General features: G+C 61.5%; 18 protein-coding genes and 1 pseudogene. 12 read left to right on the top strand and 7 right to left on the bottom strand.

Going from position 1 to position 20,394, the window contains the following annotated elements; translation table 11 throughout:
• Window positions 1-85: 85 nt before the first annotated feature.
• From ABID19_RS01815 to ABID19_RS01800, 4 genes are read left to right on the top strand one after another with little or no spacing between them, the layout of a single operon-like run.
• Window positions 86-1,285 carry a C45 family peptidase gene (locus ABID19_RS01815; protein WP_354487524.1) on the top strand — a complete coding sequence of 400 codons (1,200 nt, stop codon included), beginning with the start codon at window positions 86-88 and terminating at the stop codon, window positions 1,283-1,285.
• Window positions 1,267-2,208 (top strand): ABC transporter permease, encoded by a 942-nt coding sequence (locus ABID19_RS01810; RefSeq protein ID WP_352931329.1) that lies wholly within the window; start codon window positions 1,267-1,269, stop codon window positions 2,206-2,208. Before ABID19_RS01815 ends, ABID19_RS01810 begins: the two co-directional genes overlap by 19 nt.
• Complete coding sequence (locus ABID19_RS01805) at window positions 2,205-3,032, top strand: ABC transporter permease (protein WP_354487523.1); 828 nt, start codon at window positions 2,205-2,207, stop codon at window positions 3,030-3,032. The genes ABID19_RS01810 and ABID19_RS01805 overlap by 4 nt, the downstream gene beginning before the upstream one ends.
• 41 nt (window positions 3,033-3,073) lie before the next feature.
• Complete coding sequence (locus ABID19_RS01800) at window positions 3,074-4,705, top strand: ABC transporter ATP-binding protein (protein WP_435528685.1); 1,632 nt, start codon at window positions 3,074-3,076, stop codon at window positions 4,703-4,705.
• Window positions 4,706-4,808: 103 nt separating this feature from the next.
• On the opposite strand, the gene ABID19_RS01795 is transcribed toward ABID19_RS01800, so the two are convergent.
• From ABID19_RS01795 to ABID19_RS01785, 3 genes are all read right to left on the bottom strand, one after another.
• Window positions 4,809-5,819, bottom strand: coding sequence for a phosphatase PAP2 family protein (locus tag ABID19_RS01795; RefSeq protein ID WP_354487520.1), 1,011 nt, complete (start codon window positions 5,817-5,819; stop codon window positions 4,809-4,811).
• 879 nt (window positions 5,820-6,698) lie between these two features.
• Window positions 6,699-8,285 carry an ABC transporter substrate-binding protein gene (locus tag ABID19_RS01790; protein ID WP_354487518.1) on the bottom strand — a complete coding sequence of 529 codons (1,587 nt, stop codon included), beginning with the start codon at window positions 8,283-8,285 and terminating at the stop codon, window positions 6,699-6,701.
• Window positions 8,286-8,316: 31 nt separating this feature from the next.
• Window positions 8,317-9,162 carry an alpha/beta hydrolase gene (locus ABID19_RS01785; RefSeq protein ID WP_354487516.1) on the bottom strand — a complete coding sequence of 282 codons (846 nt, stop codon included), beginning with the start codon at window positions 9,160-9,162 and terminating at the stop codon, window positions 8,317-8,319.
• 342 nt (window positions 9,163-9,504) lie between these two features.
• On the opposite strand from ABID19_RS01785, the gene ABID19_RS01780 reads away from it, so the two are divergent.
• Window positions 9,505-10,203, top strand: a complete 699-nt coding sequence (locus ABID19_RS01780) for a GntR family transcriptional regulator (RefSeq protein ID WP_352931319.1) — start codon at window positions 9,505-9,507, stop codon at window positions 10,201-10,203.
• A gap of 339 nt (window positions 10,204-10,542) precedes the next feature.
• Window positions 10,543-11,898 carry a glutamine synthetase family protein gene (locus ABID19_RS01775; protein ID WP_354487514.1) on the top strand — a complete coding sequence of 452 codons (1,356 nt, stop codon included), beginning with the start codon at window positions 10,543-10,545 and terminating at the stop codon, window positions 11,896-11,898.
• 163 nt (window positions 11,899-12,061) lie between these two features.
• On the opposite strand, the gene ABID19_RS01770 is transcribed toward ABID19_RS01775, so the two are convergent.
• Entirely contained in the window at window positions 12,062-13,075 is a 1,014-nt protein-coding gene (locus ABID19_RS01770) for a LacI family DNA-binding transcriptional regulator (RefSeq protein WP_354487513.1), read from the bottom strand.
• A gap of 158 nt (window positions 13,076-13,233) precedes the next feature.
• Here ABID19_RS01770 and ABID19_RS01765 point away from each other — a divergent pair, with 158 nt between their 5' ends.
• The 4 genes from ABID19_RS01765 to ABID19_RS01750 are packed head-to-tail and all read left to right on the top strand — an operon-like array spanning window position 13,234 to window position 17,601.
• On the top strand, window positions 13,234-14,175 hold the full coding sequence (locus ABID19_RS01765) for a sugar ABC transporter substrate-binding protein (RefSeq protein ID WP_354487511.1): 942 nt from the start codon (window positions 13,234-13,236) through the stop codon (window positions 14,173-14,175).
• A gap of 17 nt (window positions 14,176-14,192) precedes the next feature.
• The gene (locus ABID19_RS01760) at window positions 14,193-15,761 is read left to right on the top strand and encodes a sugar ABC transporter ATP-binding protein (RefSeq protein ID WP_354487509.1); all 1,569 of its coding nucleotides are present in this window, start codon (window positions 14,193-14,195) and stop codon (window positions 15,759-15,761) included.
• Window positions 15,758-16,753, top strand: coding sequence for an ABC transporter permease (locus ABID19_RS01755; RefSeq protein WP_354487507.1), 996 nt, complete (start codon window positions 15,758-15,760; stop codon window positions 16,751-16,753). Before ABID19_RS01760 ends, ABID19_RS01755 begins: the two co-directional genes overlap by 4 nt.
• Window positions 16,754-16,764: 11 nt before the next feature.
• The gene (locus tag ABID19_RS01750) at window positions 16,765-17,601 is read left to right on the top strand and encodes an N-acyl homoserine lactonase family protein (RefSeq protein WP_352931307.1); all 837 of its coding nucleotides are present in this window, start codon (window positions 16,765-16,767) and stop codon (window positions 17,599-17,601) included.
• Between the two features lie 43 nt (window positions 17,602-17,644).
• On the opposite strand, the gene ABID19_RS01745 is transcribed toward ABID19_RS01750, so the two are convergent.
• Together ABID19_RS01745 and ABID19_RS01740 are read right to left on the bottom strand one after the other, a co-directional pair.
• Window positions 17,645-18,283, bottom strand: a complete 639-nt coding sequence (locus ABID19_RS01745) for a methyltransferase family protein (protein ID WP_354487506.1) — start codon at window positions 18,281-18,283, stop codon at window positions 17,645-17,647.
• Between the two features lie 331 nt (window positions 18,284-18,614).
• Window positions 18,615-19,490 (bottom strand): SDR family NAD(P)-dependent oxidoreductase, encoded by an 876-nt coding sequence (locus ABID19_RS01740; protein ID WP_354487504.1) that lies wholly within the window; start codon window positions 19,488-19,490, stop codon window positions 18,615-18,617.
• Between the two features lie 41 nt (window positions 19,491-19,531).
• Here ABID19_RS01740 and ABID19_RS01735 point away from each other — a divergent pair.
• Together ABID19_RS01735 and ABID19_RS01730 are read left to right on the top strand one after the other, a co-directional pair.
• Window positions 19,532-19,684: pseudogene (locus ABID19_RS01735) on the top strand (hypothetical protein); the annotation flags it as partial.
• A 37-nt stretch (window positions 19,685-19,721) separates the two neighbouring features.
• The gene (locus tag ABID19_RS01730) at window positions 19,722-19,856 is read left to right on the top strand and encodes a hypothetical protein (RefSeq protein WP_354487502.1); all 135 of its coding nucleotides are present in this window, start codon (window positions 19,722-19,724) and stop codon (window positions 19,854-19,856) included.
• Here the strand turns inward: ABID19_RS01730 and ABID19_RS01725 are convergent.
• On the bottom strand, window positions 19,853-20,254 hold the full coding sequence (locus tag ABID19_RS01725; RefSeq protein ID WP_354487500.1) for an ester cyclase: 402 nt from the start codon (window positions 20,252-20,254) through the stop codon (window positions 19,853-19,855). The two genes, ABID19_RS01730 and ABID19_RS01725, sit on opposite strands and share 4 nt — an antisense overlap.
• Window positions 20,255-20,394 lie beyond the last annotated feature (140 nt).

The following is a 20,394-nucleotide window of genomic DNA, read 5'->3' as shown; positions in this document are numbered from 1 at the left end:
TGGCAATCTATCGAATTTTCCTGCTTTTCATTCAATCAAAATGCATTACTATCCGGACTCATACGAGTTTGAGGCTTTCCCTTTGATGACAACAGTCACACCTTTTCCGCTTGTCGAAATCGCAGGAGCGCCGAAAGCGCGCGGCATGGCCTACGGCGAACAGACGCGCGGGCGCATCGGCGCTTCGGTGGCGCTTTACGCCGGGCAACTCGACCGTTTTGGCTTCAGGCCGGACGACGTCGGGCGGTTTTCCCAGATGTTCCTGCCGCGCCTTCGGCAATGGGCGCCCGATCTCGTCGAGGAAATGGAAGGGATCGCGTCAGGCGCCAATGTCGAGCTGTCCTCGATCATCCTGGTCAATGCGCGGACGGAAATCTTGCAGCTTGCCAGGCGCGAGAAAGGCATTTCCGACGACGAGCCTGACGGGTGCACGGGCGCGGCGATCCTGCCGGAGGCAACCCGGGACGGCAGGCTCATTCATGGCCAGAACTGGGACTGGAAGGCCGAATGCGCCGAGACGTCGGTGGTGTTGCGCATCCGGCGAACGGACGGGCCGGACCTCCTCACCTTCACCGAAGCAGGCGGACTGGCGCGCAGCGGCTTCAACGCGGCCGGCATCGGCATTACCGCGAACTATCTCGAATCGGACCGCGATTATCGCGAGATCGGAATCCCGCTTCCCTTCATCCGGCGCCGGGCTCTCGAGGCGCAGCATTTCTCCCACGCCATCAAGGTGGTGGCGACAACGCCGAAATCCGGCTCCAACAACATGATCCTCAGCACGGCCGAAGGGTTCACGGTCGATCTCGAATGCGCGCCGGACGAGGCGTTTGCGATCTATCCGGACAAGGACATGATCGTCCATGCCAATCACTGGCAGAGCCCGGTGGCGCTGTCCAAGCTGCGTGAAACCGGGCTTCGCGATGTGCCGGACAGTCTCTATCGCGACCACCGCGTGCGCCGGCACTTGTCGGCGCGGCATGGCGATATCACGATCGGCGATCTAAAGGAGGCGCTGTTCGACGACTTCGCCTCGCCGTTCAGCGTATGCCGCCCAGTGGTCAAGAAAGAAGGCGGCAATCTGTCGGCGACAGTTGCTATGATCGTCTTCGAACCAGCCGCCGGCGTGATGGAGATCGCTCCCATGCCGGCTGAAAACCGCGAGTTCACCCGCTACGAACTCACGATGGACGACGCGGTCCTCGAGCGGCTGGAGAAACCAGTGCCGGCACGGGAGACATCTTCGATATCAGCACAGGAGAAACGATGGTCCGCTTTGTCCTGACCCGCATTGCCAGCGCCATACCGACACTCATCCTGGTGTCGGTCGCGGTCTTCGTGATGATGCGCTTCATCCCGGGCGATCCGGCGACCTTGATGCTGGGAGACCTCGCACAGCCTGGGCAGGTGGAGGCCATGCAGCACCAGATGGGGCTCGACCAGCCCGTGGTGGTGCAATATCTGATCTGGGTCGGGAACGTCCTTACAGGTGATTTCGGACACTCGATCGGCAGCGGACAAGAGGTGCTGCCGCTGATCCTCGACCGTTTCGCCGTTTCCTCGACCATCGTTTTCCTGGCCGTGCTTGTCGCTTCGGCGATCGCCGTGCCCGCCGGCATGCTGGCCGCCTGGAAGCAGGACAGCCTGCGCGATATCGCCGTCGTCGCCACCTCGACCTTCCTGCTCTCGATTCCCAGTTTCTGGCTGGGGCTGATGCTGATGCTGATCTTCGGTCTTTACCTCGGCTGGCTGCCGATCGTCGGCTACGTGCCTTTCAGTCGCGACTTCGCGCAAGCCGCCCTGTATGTGATCCTGCCGGTGATCACCCTGGTGCTCGTCGAATCCGGTCCGATTGCGCGCATGGCCAGGGCCAGCACGATCGAAGTGGCGCGACTGGAATACATCACCCATGCGCGAGCAAAGGGACTTTCGGAAAGCGCGGTGATGTGGCGCCACGCTTTCAAGAATGCCTTCGCGCCCACCTTGACCCTGATCGGCTTCGTGCTCGGCAGCCTGCTTTCCAGCATCGTCGTCATCGAGACCGTCTTCACTATTCCCGGCCTCGGCCGGCTGCTGGTCGACGCCATCTATGCCCGCGACTATCCCGTTGTTCAGGGATCGATGCTGTTCGTCGCCTTCATCTATGTCGCGGTCAATCTGCTCGTCGACCTGATTTATCCGCTGCTCGACCCGAGGGTCACCGCATGATCGCCCGTGCGCTCGGCCGGCCCGGTCTGAAATTCAACGCGATCTTCGGGATCATTGTCACCGGAACATTGATCCTTCTGGCCGTGTTCGGTCCGTGGATCGCGCCCTACGATCCGCTCAAGCTCGATCTGCCGTCGCGCCTCAGCGGGCCCTCGCCTCTGCATCTGCTCGGCGCCGACGAGTTCGGACGCGACGTGCTCAGCCGCCTCGCCAGCGGCGCGCGTACCAGCGCCTGGATCGCTTTTGCGACTGTTGTCTTCGCATTGATCACCGGCACCGTATTCGGCGTTCTCGCAGGTTTCCTGCGGGGCTGGGTCGATCGCGTCATCATGATGGTCAACGATGCCTTCCTCGCCTTTCCGGGCCTGCTCCTGGCGCTTGGCCTGATGGCGGTGATCGGCGCCAGCCGCGAAGGCATCATCCTTGCACTCGGCCTTGCCTACATGCCGATCGTGGTGCGCGTGGTGCGGGCGTCCGTGATGTCCATTCGCGAGCGGGAATATGTCGAGGCGTCGCGCGTGATGGGCAACAGCGAGATCATCACCATGGCGCGGCATGTGCTGCCCAACTGCGTCGCCCCGATCATCGTGCTCGCCACCACCATGTTCGGCTGGATCATCCTGTCGGAAAGCGCGCTGAGCTTTCTGGGCTTGGGCGTCCCGCCTCCGGCGCCGAGCTGGGGCAACATGCTGTCGACGGCAAGGCCTTATATCGGCCAGGCGCCGCATTTGATCATCCTGCCAGGTCTCTGCATCTCGATCACGCTGCTCGGCATCAACATGCTGGGCGACGCGGTGCGCGACTGGCTCGACCCGAAGATGTAGATTCTGGGAGCATGCTCGTGCCCACCGCGGACAAGAACACGATGCTTTCGGTGCGGAACCTGTCGATCTCGGTCGGACCGTCGGGAAAGCGGATCGTCGACGAGCTGAGTTTCGATCTCGCTTCCGGTGACATGCTGGCGCTGGTCGGCGAATCCGGTTCGGGCAAGACGATGGCGGCCCGTTCGATCCTGAACCTGCTCCCGGCACCGCTGGTCACGACCGCGGACAGCAGCATCCGCTTCGAAGGACAGGAGCTCATCGGCATTGCCCCAAAGGCGCTGCGCCGGATCCGCGGTGCTGAGATCGGCATGGTTTTCCAGGAGCCGATGGTCTCGCTCAATCCCGCCGTCACCATCGGCGAGCAGATGGCCGAAGGGCTTCGCCTGCATCGCGATATGTCGCGCGCCGAGATAAAGGATCGCTCGCTGGCGATGCTGGAGAGGATCCAGATCAGGGATCCCGGCAAATGCCTTGCGGCCTATCCGCACGAATTCTCGGGCGGCATGCGCCAGCGCATCATGCTTGCATCGGTCATGCTGCTCAAACCGCGCCTGCTGATCGCAGACGAGCCGACCACGGCGCTCGACACGCTGGTGCAGCGCGACGTGCTCGACCTCATGGTCGAGCTGACGCGGGAGAATGGAACCGCAGTCCTGCTGATCAGCCACGACCTCGGCATGGTGTCGCACTATGTGAACAGCGTGACAGTGATGTGCGAAGGCAAGGCGGTCGAACAGGGCAGCAGCATCCAGGTCCTTCACGCGCCGCAGCACGACTATACGAGGCGGTTGGTGGATGCGCTTCCCAAGCGCAGCGCCGGCGGATCGAGAAAAGCCGTCGACGGCCCACCTCTGGTCGAGATCAGCAATGTCGTCATCGACTATCCGGGCCGTCCGAGACTGTTTGCGCGCGCGGAGCGCAAGCGCGCCGTCGATGGTGTCGACCTGACCGTCCGGCGTGGCGAAACCCTGGCATTGGTCGGCGCGTCGGGCTCCGGCAAGACGACGCTCGGCCGCGCCATTGTCGGCCTGGTCAGGCCGTCCGGTGGAACGATTTCGTTTCTTGGCAAGGCGATTGCAAATGACCGATCCGCTGACGCTCGTGAGCAACGTCGCGACATGCAGATCGTCTTTCAGGATCCCTACTCCTCGCTCGATCCTCGCCAGTCCATTGCCGAGATCGTCACCGAGCCGTTGAAGCTCGACACCGAATTGGATCGCAAGCGGCGAACCGCGCGCATGGATGAGGTCATCGAGGAAGTGGGGCTGTCGCGCGACCTTCTCGAGCGTTTCCCGCATCAGCTGTCGGGCGGTCAACGCCAGCGCGTCGCGATCGCGCGGGCGATCGTCAGGCGACCGGCCTTCGTCGTCGCCGACGAACCGGTTTCGGCGCTGGACATGACGGTGCAGAAACAGATCCTGCTTCTAATCCGGTCGTTGCAGGAACGCTACGGTTTCGCCTGCCTCTTCGTTTCGCATGATCTGGGTGCCGTCGAGCAGGTTGCCGACCGGGTCGCCGTCATGCAGGACGGAAGGATCGTCGAGATCGGCGACCGCGACGATGTCTTCGACCGGCCGCGCCACGCCTATACGCGCGCCCTTCTCGATGCGGCGATGCTGATCGACCGCCGTTTCGCCGATGGCGCGGGCGCCCGCAAGGCGGTGGCGCAATGACGGCGACACGGCTCGTCTGCGCACCATCCGTTCTACCCTTGGCCTCGACCGGCGATCGGCAAAGAAGATTCCGAACGGGTCGAGCAGCTGTCCTCTCCTTCCGTTAGTCTGCTCCGTCCTTTCTCGCCCGCTCGATGAATTTCTCCGCGACCGCTTTGCCGAGTGCGGCACCGGCCTTGTTGTCTATCTCGTAGTGGATGCCGGCCCAGACGCGCGAATCGCCGGCCTCTTTGCCAACCTTGCGGATGAAGTCGGCATGGTTGGGAAACAGGTATGCCAGGACCTCGCATCTGGCGGTCGAGAGCGTGGAGTGGTTCGACGGATAACTGGGATGTGCCGGAACTGCGAACAGGGGAGTGATGCTCGGGTCAAGCATGTTGGGTCGCAGGTACCAATATGCGTACTTCCCGTCGTTGCTTGCAATGTAGGCGTCGTAGTAGACCGTTGCGAGCATCGCGTAAGCCCGAGCGGCGCGCGGCGGGTTTGAATCCGTCTTGTCCTCGAACATCCACTTGCTGGTATAATCATACCAGTCGGTGAACAGGCCGGATGGGCTTTGCCAGTAGAACGCTTTGTAGCTGATAGGGAATTTTCGTTCAAACTGTCGGATTGCATCCATCTCGGCCTTTACGGCCGGGGACTGGCAGTCGGGCGGCGCTGACGGCCTGAATTCATCGGGTGCTGCCAGCACGATCGGCTTCCATTTTGGCATGGTTGCATTGGCGGGTTTGTCCCCGACCCACATGCACGGCCCGGTCGGAACAGTGCCGGTCCACGCTTCATCGGAGCCATCGGCCTTTGCCCGCGCAATCAACTGCTCTGCGACCCTCCGCCCCAACTCCAGGCCGGCGGAAGAATCGCTTGGGAACTGGACACCGGCAAGGACACGCGACTGTGCCGCTTCTTCGGCCATTTCTTTGAACGACGATGTCTCTTCGGGAAAGAAATAAGAAAGAACCGTCGCGGCAGCTCCGGCGGCTGCGGCATGCTCGGATGGATAGGAGGGACTCCGCGGCGGCGGCAGCGCAGTTGCCAGCGTCGCATCCGCCTCGCTCGGGCGCGGCCGATTGTAGAAGTACTTCGCGTCCCACGTAGCGATGGTGGCGTCGTACATCGCCATTGTCAAATAGGTGTAGACGCGGTGCGCATTTGGAATCTGCTGGTTTTCGAGGAGGCGATTGTTGACCAGATCGATCCATCGGTACCCAGGCGAGCCGGCGTCCCAGAAGGTGATTTTGCCGGCGGCAGCCGGATCCTTTTGCGCCAGGAGATCCCGCATCTGCGCCAATTCGGCTGCTGCGGCGGAGGCGTCAGGCGGCGGCGGGACTCGGAAGTCCTCGCCAGACGTGATTACCCACGTCTTCCACGTTCCAGCCTCTGGTTCTATCAAATCCGATTGGGCGAAAGCGCAGTTCCCTGACAAAAGGACCACTGCGCAAGCCTTGCATAAGGCGCTGAGCATGTTTGCCTCCCATGGTTGGTCCCCGGCCCAAAGACGGACGCTTTTCTGGTTTTACTGCTCCGCCCTAATTTAGCGACCGCTGATTATAGCGCCGGACACCGCCGGACAAAAGGATCAAATGTGCGAATAGGGCAACGTTGTTGGTGACCGGTTTCCTTCTGACTTGAGGCCCGATGGCCGCTGTAACAGCGACATGAAATCCCGCGCAAAGTCGATGTTTGACGGCTTCTGCCGCAGGGCAACGTCAGCTTTCCAGCCCTTCGACGTTCCAGTTCGATTGCGGGAATGTCCGCGTTGGGGTCAGTTAGAGACTTCAATCTACCTGATTGAATGTCTGCCATCGATTTTTATGAAGCTGCCAGTCCGCTTTCGGCCCTAGATGGGGACGGTCGTTTCCTCAGCGCCAAGCGTCGGCTCCGGGCGCACACACGCCGTCCGAGAGCTGGTGAGTTTAGGTCTCCGTCCCATCCCTCAAACGAAAGATCGGAGGCAACACGCCTCCGATCTTTCGAGCGACAGAGAACCGCCAGTCTATTCGCTTTTCCAGACGCCCCATACGCGGGGGTTTGCCGCCGGCCATACCGAATAGCCCTTCACCTTCGGCGATACGGCGTCGACGGATGGCTCGTAATAAAGGCCAAGGATCGGCACATCCTTTGCCATGAGAGCATGGAGCTGCTTGAACAACGCCTTGCGTTGCCCGGGGTCGGTCGTGGCCATCGACTTCGTGTAGAGGTCGAGGGCCTCCTTGCTGTCCCACTGCGCCGTCGGATCGGTCGCCTTGTCGCCGAGGATGACGCCATACATCAGCGATGGATCGAGACGAGCCGAATAGCCGAATGACTGGATCTGGAATTTGCCGGCAAGGTAATTGTCGAGCTGTGCCGCCCAATCCAGCACTTCGAGCTGGGCGTTGAAGCCCGCGGCCGTCAGCATCGCCTGCAGCAGTACGGCGTTCTCATACATCCCCTGGTAGCGGGTGTTGGTCTGGATCTTGATCGGCTCACCCTTGTAGCCGGCCTCGTCCAGCAGTGCCTTGGCCTTGACCGGGTCGTATTCCGGCCATTTGAGGAAATCACCGTCGAAGAACGAGCTCGCCTGGGCGACGGCGGAGGGATCACCGGCAGCAACACCATTGGTGCGGGCGGCGGCGATCTGGTTGATGTCGGCGGCATGCGCCAGCGCCTGGCGTATCTTGACGTTCGACAGCAGCGGGTCCTTCGTCTGCAGCAGGATCGCCGTCCACGACAGGCCTTGCGTCGACAGCACCGTCATGCCTCGGGACTTGGCTTCCTCGACACGGGACGACTCAAGATCGGGCAGGACATCGAGCTCGCCGGCAAACAGCGCGGTTTCCGATGCCGCCGTGTCGGGAATGACCATGAAGCGCACCTCGTCGACATAGGCCTCACGGCTGCCGGCAAAACCGCTCGGCGCCTCCTTCACCGGCTTGTAATCGGCAAAGCGTTCGAGCGCGACATACTGGCCCTTGACCCACTCTTTCAGCTTGAAGGGGCCGCTGCCGATGGCGCTATCGGCGATCCACTTGCCGTCGGCGCCGACATTCCTAGGGCTGGCGACCCAGCCATTGCATTGCACATTGGCGAGCTGTGCCAGGAACAGCGCATTCGGCGCATTGAGCGTGAAGACCACGGTGCGTGGATCAGGCGTCGTCACCTGTTCTACCTTGAGGCCCTGGCTGCCGTCGAAGAACGGAATGCAGAACCACTGGTTGGCTGCGTCCATGCGGCGGTCCCAGTTCCATTTGACGTCCGCAGAGGTCACGGCGTCGCCATTGTGGAAAGCTGCGCCGTCGCGCAGCGTGAAGGCATAGGTCTTGCCGTCGTCCGACACTTTCCAGGATTCGGCCAGCGCCGGGCCGACCGTGAGATCGGCGCGGTAGGCTACCAGCGTCTCGAAGATCTGGTGCAGCACCGTGTCGGTGTTCGCGTCCCGGTTAAGACCGTCGGTGGCGCGAATGTCGGCGTTGATACGGACCTTGAGCGTGCCGCCGGTTTTCGGCTGCTCCTGCGCCATCGCCGGCAGCGCACACGCCATCATGGCGATTGCCGCCAGCATCCGGATCAATCGTCTTCCCATTCCCGATCTAGTTCCCATTTTTATCTCCAGTTTTGTTGACTGCAGTTTTTCAGACGGGCGCGGCATTCAATGTCCGCGCAAAGAAGTCCTTGACCTTGGCGATGAGCTCGCGGTCGTCGTGGGTGATGCCGGGCATGACATCCAGCTGCACCTCGACGCCGTGTTTCTCCAGGCTGCCCTTCAATGATCTGATCCGATCGTTGCGGGTCGCGCCGGCGAGATCGGCGCCGGGCATCCACCAGGCATCGTCCGGAGTGATGGTGATCTCCCAGGTTTGGAGATCGTCACCACCGATCACCATCTGCACGGCGACCTTGCGCATGGCGTCGAGGTCGACCTTCTTGCCGAACACTTTCTCGAAGTCGCGCACCCCGACCCAGAAATCATGATCGAAGTCGAGCAGGGTCACGACACCAGGCGCGCCGATCGATGCAGCCAGCAGACGTTCGGGATGGAGGAACAGGAAACGATGGGTGAAATGACCGCCGCCGGAGAAGCCATACATCAGCACCCGGTCGCCGCGGATGCGGTAGCGCTCGCGCATTTCCTCGACCATGTCGAGCATCACGGCATCGTAGTGGAGGTCGCCCTCGCGCAGCATTTTGTAGGAGGAAAGGTCGCCCGGAAAACAGATATTCGCCGGGAAGAGCGGGGCAAGCACGATCACGCCGTTCTGCTCGGCGAAGTCGGCAAAGGCGTCCCGGTAGGCGAGCATGCCGCGTTCGGTGCCATGCACGATCACCGCCAGCGCATAGGTCTTGTCGCCGTCCTCGTCATAATCTTCCGGCACATAGGCACAATAGGGAAAGCGCTGGTCGAAGCGGGAGGCATACACCGTCGTGTGGCCGAAATCGTAATAGGACAGGCGCTTGCCATGTCCGCTGACCTTGCGCATCAAATTTTCCCCAATCTCAATTTCATTGTTCCATCATTTTGTGCGACTGAAAAGCATTTATTTATCTTGGATGCCGGCAAAGTACGTATTTTACATCGCATAACGCCGGACCTTGCTGGAGCGGACGCGAGCCGGTGTACAGCCGCCGCGCGCCGTCGCCGCATTTGCCGGGCGCAACCGGGAGAGCGACGACGACGCGGCTTGCGGCGTTGCGGTTGAAGCGTCTATCATGTGCTTGAAAAATCGCTGACTTCGGCCTTCATGCCGCGTTCGGCCATCATTTCTAGCGGCAGATGTAGCCAGCTGCGTAGATTTCAGAACGAATGAAGTAGCGCACCGCCAATGGCCGATAAAACGCATTTCGGGTTGACCGCCGTCGACACCGTGCCCCTGCATGAGAAAGTCTATCTGGAACTGGTCAGGGCATTGATGTCGGGCCAGTTTGCGCCCGGCCAGAAACTGACCTCGCGCAAGCTTGCGAAGGAACTCGGCACCAGCGACATGCCGGTGCGCAGCGCCTTCATGCGGCTGCAGGCGCTGCGTGCGCTGAGCCCGATGCCGAACGGCAGCATGGAGGTGCCGGTCATCTCGGCCGAAAGATTCTCGCAGCTGACCGAGGTGCGAACGATCCTCGAAGGTTCCGCGACCGAGCTTGCCGCAAGGCTGATCAATGGCAACAATCTGCGGGCGATCCGTCGTCATTGCACGGAGCTGACCCTGGCAGCCCGCAAGGGCGACATCGACGACTATCTGCGCAAGAACTACAACTTCAAGTTCTCGATCTATCGCCACTGCGGCAATGAGCAGATGATCTTCCTAATCGAGACGGTATGGATGCAGGTCGGTCCGTTTCTCCGGAACCTGACCACCGGTTTCGAGGACAATCTCGCCGCCATTCTCGATATCGATTACCACGAGGAAGCCGTCGCCGCGATCGAAGTGCAGGACGGCCCGCGCGCGCGGGCCGCCATCGTGCGCGACATAAACGACGGCGCGACGCATCTCTTGCAGCACGTCAAGTTTCCGGAAACCCGGAACTGACGACCCGGGAAGCACTGTCGAGAGCAGTCACCAGGCGGCGCAAACCGCCTCGCTAACCGCCACGACCTCCTGATCCATCCGAAACCGTCCATCCATCTCGTTGATCATCATAGACGGCGGTTCAAATGCCGCTTGGCTTTCCCCGACCGTACTACTATATTGCGATCGCAAATCGCGCAATTGGTCTTGAAATGCCTCCCGATATCCGAGCTAGTGAATTGAAAAGATAACGGAAATCCTCTGGTGACCGCCAGAGCTGTTTCCACAAACTCACAAGCTTTCTATAAGAGATGTCGTAACCGAGCAGGGCTACGGCACCTTCGGAATCAGGGGTTGAAATTGGGCGATGCAATCACGGACGTTCTGAATTGGCTTGAACGCAGGGACGACATCCACAGCCTGAGGGCTGCGGTGTGCGACCTCAACGGCATCATGCGCGGCAAGCGCATACCCGTCGAGCAGGCACGCAAGGCGCTGGAGGGCAAGCTGCGCATGCCCTATTCGCTGGTTGGGCTCGACATCTGGGGCGAGGATATCGAGAACAACACGCTGGTTTTCGGCAACGGCGACGCCGACGGCCTTTGCCAGTGGACGGGGCGCGGCATCCTGCCGGTGAGCTGGACGGCACATCCGACCGCACTTGTCCCGCTCTGGCTTGCCGACGAGAACGGTGCGCCGTTTCTCGGTGATCCGCGGCGGGCGCTGGCCCGTGTCCTCGATCGCTACAAGGCTCTGGGCCTGACCCCGGTCGCTGCTACGGAACTGGAATTCTATCTGGTCGACCCGCAATCGCAGCGGCCGGTCGGACCTGTCTCGCCGATAACCGGGCGTCGTCTCGATTCCGATGCAGCCCTGTCGATCGACGAGATCGACGACTTCGAAGGCTTCATCCACGATGTCTACGACGCCTGCCGCATGCAAGACATTCCCGTCGACACCGCGATCGCCGAGAACGGCGTCGGCCAGTTCGAGATCAACCTGAACCATGTCGCCGACGCCTTGCGCGCCGCCGACGATGCCGTGCTGTTCAAGCGCACAGTCAAGGGCATAGCTCGCAAGCACGGCTTTGCCGCTTGCTTCATGGCCAAGCCCTATGGCGACCGCGCCGGCAACGGCTTTCACGTCCATTTCAGCCTGACCGACGCCGAAGGCCGCAATGTCTTCGATGACGGCACCGACCAGGGTTCGGACGTCATGCGCCATGCCGTCGGCGGTCTGCTCGCCGCCATGGCCGAAAGCACGCTGGTGTTCGCGCCGCACTTCAACTCCTACCGCAGGCTGCGCCCCAGATCCTATGCGCCGACCGCGGTTGCCTGGGGCTACGAGAACCGTATGGTTGCGATCCGCATTCCCGGCGGGCCGTCGAGCGCACGCCGGATAGAACATCGCGTCGCCGGTGCGGACGCCAACCCGTACCTGGTGCTTGCGGCAATACTAGGCGCCGCACTCACCGGCATCGAAAGACAATTGTCGCCTGGCGATCCGGCGGGCAGAGACGGCAAAGGACTTCAACCGGCCAAGCTGCCGCCTGACTGGGCCTCCGCGATCGCCAGCTTCGACAGCGGCCCGCATGTGGCGGAGATATTTCCGGCAACCTTGCGCGACTCCTTCATCGCCTGCAAACGGCAGGAGCTGAATACGTTCGCGCTCAATGTCAGCGACTTCGAGCTCGAGACTTACCTCGAAAGCGTTTGATCGGCAGGGCGCTCCAGCAACCACGGGGTCAGGGGCCTGCCTGACGGCGCCGCACACTTCCAGAAACGCTGTGTCCGAGCGCTTGTGTGATTTCCAGGTCCTCGCGCTTACATCTCGGCGCTTGGTAGAACGACTGACATTCCGGGGCCCAGGACGGAAACCGTCAGCCCGCATTCCTGCCGAGCGGCATGCAGCTTTCCCCGACGATCAGCGCCGGCTGGAAAACGATGCTGCGCACGGGCTCCGACACCCTTTCCTCGATACGATCGACGAGCAGGCGCAGCGCTTCATTGGTCATATCGGCAATGGGGTGCTCTGTTCTCGTCAGTCGCGGCTTCAAGCCGCCGGCGCCGGCGACCGTGTCCGTCGAGGCGATCGAGATGTCCTGCGGACAGCGCAGGCCCAGATCGGCAACAGCTCTCATCACGCCGATCGCCATGACGCCATTGGCGACATAGATCGCCGTCGGGCGATCGGGCGACCCCATCATATCGCGAGCGACCGAATAGGCGGCTTCCTCGCGAAATTCGCCGGACCTGACATGACCGGGCTGCGGCGCAAGCCCGCGCGCGGCCATCGCATCGATCATGCCGTCCAGCCTGCCCTTGCTGGTTGACAGTTGCATCGGGCCGGTAATCGAGCCGATGCGGCGATGCCCAAGGTCGAGCAGGTAATCGACGGCCTGCCTGCCCGCCTCCCGATTGTCGATGGTCACCGTATCGGCGCTGTTGCCTTCGATTGCTCGCCCCAGAAGAACGGTCGCCATGCCGTCGAACTCATGCGGCTGGTATTGATTTGCCGCGCCCACCGGAACCAGAACCATTCCGTCGCAACCGAGAGTGCGAATACGCGACAGGATGCGCCGTTCCGTGTCAGGTTTTTCATCGCTGTTGAAGAGAACGAGCGAATAGCCCCACGCCGCGACGGCCGCCTCCGCCGACCAGACGATGCGTGCATAAAACGGGTTCGACAGGTCGGCCACCGCAAGGGCGATCAACTGGCTGCGGCTGCGACGCAGGTTACGGGCAGCCAGCGACGGCTCATAGCGCAGTTCGCGAATGGCGGTGACGACGCGAGCCCTCAGCACAGGGCTGACAAAGGCAGTATCGTTCATCACGGCCGAGACCGTCGCGGTTGACACGCCTGCCTTCCTGGCAACGTCTTTTATAGTGGCCATTTTGCCCTGATAGCTAATCGTTTCGCTGAAGTCTGGTTCAGATTTGTGGCTGTGTCCAGCGGATTCATGCTTGCATTGGACCGCATTTTGCAGGACGTTAGCGAAACGGTTTGCTGCCAAGAGGCTCTGGCGGCAGATCAAACGAAGGGAGGAGAACCATGAGAAATCTAGTTTGCATCATCGCCGTTGGAGCGCTCTCGCTGGCAACGGCCGGCGCCGCCGCGCAGGACAAGCCGCTGCTTGGCATCGTGTCCATAAGCGCCACCGAAGCCAACAATGTCCGCTACATCGAGGGCGCCACGAAGGCAGCCGACGAGCTCGGCTGGAAGACCAATGTCGTCGATGCCGCCGGCAGTGCCGACCAGGCGAATGCGTCGATCCAGAATTTCGCGCAGCTCAAGGCGCATGCGATCATCGACATGGTGTTCCCCTATTCGTCGATCGGCGCGGGCCTGGCTGCCGCGGGCGACGCTGGAATACCTGTGGTGACCTGGGGCGGCGGGCTTGGCTCGACCGTCGCCGCCACGAACGGCTCGGGCGGACCTATGGCGATACCGGTCGTCGATCTCATGGTCGAAAAAATGGGTGGCAAGGGTTCGATACTGGCCCTCACCTACCGGACCGGCGAGGTCTGCCGGAACCGCGAAGTGGTCATGGACGAGATCGTCGCCAAACACCCTGACATCACCGTCACCAAGAACGAAGTGCGCATTCCCGGCTATTTCGAGGACGGCGCCCAATACGCCAATGCCTGGCTGGCCTCGCATCCGGCCGGCAAGGAAAACCTGGCGATCTGGGGATGCTGGGACGACCCGGCGATCGGCGCCATCGGTTCACTGCGCGCCCAGGGGCGCGACGACGTCCTCGTTTACGGCATCAATGGCAATGCCCAGGCGCTGGAGAACATCAAGAACGGCTTCATGACCGCGACGGCCTGGCAGGACAGCTTCACCGAAGGCTACAACATGGTCAAGATGCTGAAGGACATCAAGGATGCAGGCGGCGCATGGCAAGCCAAGGCAGCCGAGGTTCCGGCCGTGCTGGTGACCAAGGAAACTGCCGATGCCTTTCTCAAGGACCACCCGGAAGCCATAAAGTAGGGCTTGGTTTGGAGGCGATGTTGACAAGGAATGCGCCGCAGCCAGGCGGCGCCGAAATAGCGACCCCGTTCCTGGTCGCGCGCGATATCGCAAAGGCCTTCGGCGGCACACAGGCGTTGAAGGGCGTCTCGCTCGACATTGCATCAGGTGAAGTCCACGGGCTCGTCGGTGCCAATGGCGCGGGCAAGTCGACCTTCATCCGGATCCTGGCCGGGTTGAACCAACCCGATGCCGGTCGTCTCGAACTCGACGGCCACAGCCAGGAGATTGGCACGCCGCAGCGGGCGACCGAGCTCGGCATGAGCTTCATTCATCAGGAGCTTGCTTTTGTACCGGGCATGACCGTGCTGCAGAACATCATGCTGGGCGTGCCGAAGAAAACGCGCTTTGGGCTGACCGATTGGCGCGCGATCGCGCGCGACGTAGCACCCATCGCCAGGCGCGTCGGCATATCGGCACCGCTCAACGCCGGCGTGAAAGGTCTTTCGACTGCCGAGATATGGCTGATCAATATTTGCCGCGCCCTGGTGCGCAAGGCGCGGCTGATTGTCATGGACGAGCCGACGGCATCGCTTGCCGCCAGTGAAGCGGAACGGCTGTTTGCCATCGTGCGCGATCTTTCCGCGTCGGGGGTGGCCGTGCTCTACATCTCGCACCGGCTGGACGAGATCCTGAACCTGTGCACGCGCGTGTCGGTGTTTCGCGACGGCAGCTCCGTCGCCGAGTTCGCCGGAGACGCGCTCAATCGGCCTGCGCTGGTCGAGGCAATCGTCGGCGGCGCAATTCGGGACGTTCAAAGGACAGCCACCACACGGGCTCGCGGCGATGTCGTGATGGAAGCAAAGAAGCTGACGCGGGCGCCAAAAGTCCGCGGCGTCAGCCTTCAGCTCCATGCCGGCGAAGTGCTGGGCATCGGCGGCCTTGTCGGCGCCGGGCGAACCGAACTCGCCCGGCTGCTTTTCGGAGCGGACCGGCCGGACAGTGGCGAGATGATACTGGCGAACCGGCCCTATGCGCCCGCCTCCCCTGCAGCGGCCGTCCAGGCCGGGCTCGGGCTGGTCCCGGAAGAACGCCGGGCGGAAGCGCTTTTTCTCTCCAAGAGCATCGCCTTCAATTTGGGCATCGCCAATCTCGACAAGCTGGTGCACGGCCGCTACCTGCCGCTGATGAACCGCCGCGCCCGCACGTCCATGGCCGGCGAGATGATCCGGTCGCTATCGATAAAGGCGCGCAACGCCAGCACGCCCGTTGGCCGTCTCAGTGGCGGCAATCAGCAGAAAGTGGCGATCGGCCGCTGGCTCCAGCGCACGCCGCAAGTGCTGATCCTCGACGAGCCGACGCGAGGTGTCGATATCGGAGCGCGCGCCGAGATCCACCGGCTGATCCGCCAGCAAGCCGAGGCCGGAATGGCGGTTCTGGTGATTTCATCGGAACCGGACGAGCTGCCCGAGCTATGCGACCGCGTTCTGGTGATGGCGGAAGGCCGCATCGTTCGCGAGCTGACCGGTCCGGCGGTGTCGCGAAAGGCGATCGTCGAAGCAAGCTATCTCGAACCGGAAGCCCAGATGGAGGATCATCCCGCATGAGCGATGTTGCGATTAGCGCCCGGCGTCTGTCGCCCGGAGCCAAGGCGGCGCTCGGTATCTTTGCCCGCTACGGAACAATCATCGGACTTCTGGCGATGATCGTCACATTTTCGATCCTGTCGCCGGGAGCCTTTCCCACCGTGGGCAATTTCACCAATGTGCTGAACCAGGCCTCGCTGGCCATGATCATTGCCGGCGGGCTGACGCTTGCCGTGGTCGTCGGCGAACTCGACCTGTCGATCGGCTTCGCCGCCAGCCTGCACGGCATTCTGATCACCGGCCTTGTCGTCCACGACAAGCTGCCGATCCCGCTTGCGGTGGTCATCGTCATCGCATTGGGCGCGGTGATCGGCCTCGTCAACGGCTTCATCGTCACCAAGGTAAAGGTCAATTCGGTTATTGCGACGCTCGGCGTCGGCACCATCCTGACTGGCCTCGCCTTCGCCTATTCCGCCGGCGTTCCCATTGTGGCCGGCGTGCCGGAGGCATTTCTCCAGCTTTCCCTTGGCCGCTGGCTGTCCGGCATCCCCAACAACATCATCGTCATGATCCTCGTTCTCGGCGGACTTTGGCTCCTGGTCGAGCGGACGCCGCTCGGCCAGGAGATCCAGGCCGTCGGCGGCAATGCCGTGGCAGCCCGCCTTGCCGGGGTGAATGTCGATCGCATCAAGATCCTCGGCTTCGTCATTTCGGGAATGTGCGCCGCTCTCACCGGTATACTGCTTGCCTCGCGGCTCGGCAGCGGCACGGCAAGTGCTGCCGACTCCTACCTGCTCACGGCATTCGCGGCAGTGTTCCTTGGCTCGGCAACTTTGCGTGACGGCGAATTCCACGTGCTTGGCACGCTGGTCGGCGCCCTCATCATTGCCTTCGGCTTCAATGGCCTCAACATCTTCGGCGCCCCGACCTTCTCGCAATATATGCTGCAGGGCGCCATCCTGATCATTGCCGTAGGCATGGCAAGCCTGGGCCGCTCGCTGGCGGAACGCTGAAGGAGAAAGCGATGACAAACGAAACCACGCCTTGGGAGGTCTATGTCATCGAATTCGCCCGATCTCGGCAGCAGCCCTGGGTGGATCTCGTCGCCGGCATGTATGACGACGGCAAGGTCGATCTTCCCTTCTCCTTCGTCCTGCTGCGGCGCGGCGACCGCAACGTACTGGTCGACACCGGGTTCATCCAGGAATCGAGCGACGCCTTCTCGCTGAGATTTGGCATTCCCTACTGGGTCTCGCCGGTCCGCATGCTGGCCGAGCTTGGCATCGGACCCGGCGGTATCACCGACATTTTTGTGACCCATGCGCATTTCGACCATATGGGATCGATCGCCGAGTTCCCGAATGCAAATCTCCACATCCAGAAAAGCGAGTTGCTCTCCTGGTATGAGGCGATCGCATTGCCGCCGCGCTTCGGTTATCTCACCGCGATCATCGATCCCGATACGCTGCGCGCCGCTCTCGATGCATCGGTCGATCACCGCGTCTCGCTGATCGACGGCGACAAGGACGATGTGCTGCCGGGCGTCCATGTGCGGCTGGGCAGCGGCCACACGATCGGGCAGCAGTTCGTCATCGTCCAGTCCGCGCGCGGCAGACTGGTCATCTCCGGCGATTGTGTCTATTCGAAGCGCCAGCTCACCGGGCACAAGCACGACGGCGTCTACGCGCCGCTGAACAATGCCGTCGGTAGCGTCTGGGAGCAGCTGAAAACCATCGACCGCATCAACACCGAAATCGGCGGCGATCTTGGGCAATTGATCGTGCTGCACGACATAGAACGATGGAAGGGTCTGCCGATCGTCGCAGAGCTCGAAGGATTTCGTATCGTCAGGGCCGGATAGGAAAGCCTGAAAGGCGACTTTCCTGATCTCCGGATTTCTGGCCTCAGGGCAGATGTAAAAACACCGGAAGAATGCTCCTCAGCTGAAGTTCTCCCAACAGCTCGAACAGTGGCATGGCGAGCACAAAGGGCGCTGCGTCGAACAAAGTCCTGATCACGCGCGCCGGCTCGATCTCAAGCCTCTCGGGAGCGTTCCACAGGCTAATCTTGGGAAGAAACCTGGGAACCCTACGGCAGTATTCGATATAGTCTTGGCCAAAAATCGCGCGAAGCGCTGCCTCTTCACGGGCCACGACCTGGCGAAAGACAACAAATGACAAAACGAAGAAGAGGGTCGCAATAGTCAGACTTCCACTCCCCGCGCCCATCCCGATCGCGCCAACAAAAGAGAACACATAAAGAGGATTTCTGACGATTGAGAACGGGCCATGGGTTACCAGTTCCCGTACCTTGCGTCCTCCAATGTAAAGTGAAGCCCAGCAGCGGCCGATTATGGCAAGCAGCACTAGAGAAAAGCCAACATTTTCGATCCATTCTTGAACCGGCCCCTGCCAATCCCATACCGACCGAACGAAAGGCAAAGTGCAGGCAATCAAGAACAATATTGCAAATAGGGCACGTTTTCTTGCCTTTTGCACCCCTAGCAGGTTGGGCGCTTCAGATGGCTTCAAGGTACCCGGCATAGTTTCCCTCTTGGGCTCGACGCGATTTCCGTCGGCGAGTAGTTGAAAAATCAGGCAGAATTGCGCGGGCGGTGTGGTCTCTTGCCGGCGACCCGGGCCGGAGCACATCGCCGCTCTTCCAGGCATCGAGTGCGACGCCTGCCGATCGTCGCAGAGCTCGAAGGATTTCGTATCGTCAAGGCCGGATAGGAAAGACTGAAAGGCGACTTTCCGGGAGCTGCTTCTCCAATCGATCCACCGCCGCAGCGTTCATGCATTCAGGCAGGTCGGCCCATGCCGCGAACGCGCACGGCAACGAGCAACGCAGTTCGGAGGCGCGGAAGCGGGTATGCTATTGGATTTTCATGATGTCTTTGTTGCGGTTCCCGTCATGCGAATGGTGCAGGCCAAGCGTGATAGGCGGCGGCGCGGCGACCTCGCCCTTCGCCATCGCGCCGACCGCGCCCTTGGCCGGCGTGATGCCGCCATCGACCAGCCAGACGGCGCCAGTGACGTAGCTCGCTTCGTCCGAGGCTAAGAACGCATAGACGTTGGCAACTTCCTCCGGCGTACCGCGACGGCCGAAAGGCACGGCCGTGATCAGCGCCTTCTCGACTTCTTCATCGACGGCACCAGTTTCCTTGTGCGTCCAAGCCGTATCGATCGGACCCGGGCTTACGCAACTGGCGCGTACGCCGTATTGCGCCTGCTCGACGGCGACGCCTTTCATGAAAGCGTGCAGGAAACCTTTGGTACCGCCATAGACAGTGTTCCGCGGCTGGCCGTTGACGCCGCCTTCCGAGCCGGCGCTGATGATGGCGCCGCGGGTTTTGCGGAGATAGGGCAAGGCGTATTTCGTCATCAGGAACGCCGAGCGAACATTGCAGCGGATATGCTCGTCGAACTTGTCTGTCGGCATGTCATCAGTTTCGGCGTTGACGAGCAGAACGCCTGCATTGTTGATGAGCACGTCCAGCCGACCGAAACGGTCCACCGCAGCAACCACGCAATCGCGCGCCTGAGCTTCATCGGAGACGTCGGCTGCAAAGGCGATTGCCTCGCCGCCATCGTCCAGGATTTCAGCGACAATGTCCTCGATCGGGTCATCGGGCAGACCGTTGACGACAATTTTGGCGCCCTCGCGCGCGAATTTGAGGCAGATCGCTTCGCCGATGCCGGTTCCGCCGCCCGTTACGATCGCGACCTTGTCTTGCAGCTTACCATTCATGGCGACCTCCTTCCTTGGAAGTAGAACCCCAGCGGCAGGTTGTGGTTCCATTGGCCTCCTTGAGAAGCCGAGACTTCAAACAAAATAAACCCGGGGCCAGGGAGATCGACATCGGAATCTGGGTAAAGGGCGTCACGCCCAATTACCACGCACAGACGAACATCATCCCCTTCGCCGTCAATGTGCCGATCGCCTGCGGCAACGCGCTGGTCATGCCTGGCGACATCGTTGTTGCCGACGATGACGGCGTCGTGGGAGGAATTCGCCCGCTACCGGCTGTCGCAGGGCGGCGACCTCAGGAAGTACTACCCGCTGACGAAGGAGGTGGAGGAGGAATACCAGGCCTGGCGCAAGCAGCAGGGCTAGGCTCGGAATCCATCGAGCTGCGCTTCGATGGCCGCCTTGTCTATAACCGACCATACTTGCACGATCTTCTCGCCGCGAAATTCATAGAATACATTCTCGGCAAAGGAGACCCTCTTCCCGTTCACATCGAGGCCAAGGAACGTTCCCCTTGGCGTGCAATCGAAGCCCAACCGGCTCGCTATGTAAGGCGGATCGGAAACAAGCATCTGGATGTTGAAATAAAGGTCCGGGATTTCCTCGAAGTCTTTCTCCAGCATCTCGCGATAGCCGGATAATCCGATCCGCCGGCCGTTGTGGATCGCTTCATCATGAACGAACTGTCCCAGCTTCGGCCAGTCCTGCTCGTTCAGGCAGGCAATGTAGTCCCGGTAGATGTCGGAAAGGTCGGTCCTAGTCACGGCAATTGCTCCTATCTTCTGCAAGGCTCTGCTGCAAAGCCAGTACCTCGATGCAAAGCCGGCGTTGCAGTTGAACCTGGCGGCGCGCAGATCGCCCCACAACCGATACCAGCTGTCAATGTCCAAGCGAGCGGCGCGAC

This window comes from Mesorhizobium robiniae, from assembly GCF_040545535.1.
Taxonomy (GTDB): domain Bacteria; phylum Pseudomonadota; class Alphaproteobacteria; order Rhizobiales; family Rhizobiaceae; genus Mesorhizobium; species Mesorhizobium robiniae.
This window is presented reverse-complemented; position numbering and strand designations above follow the sequence as displayed.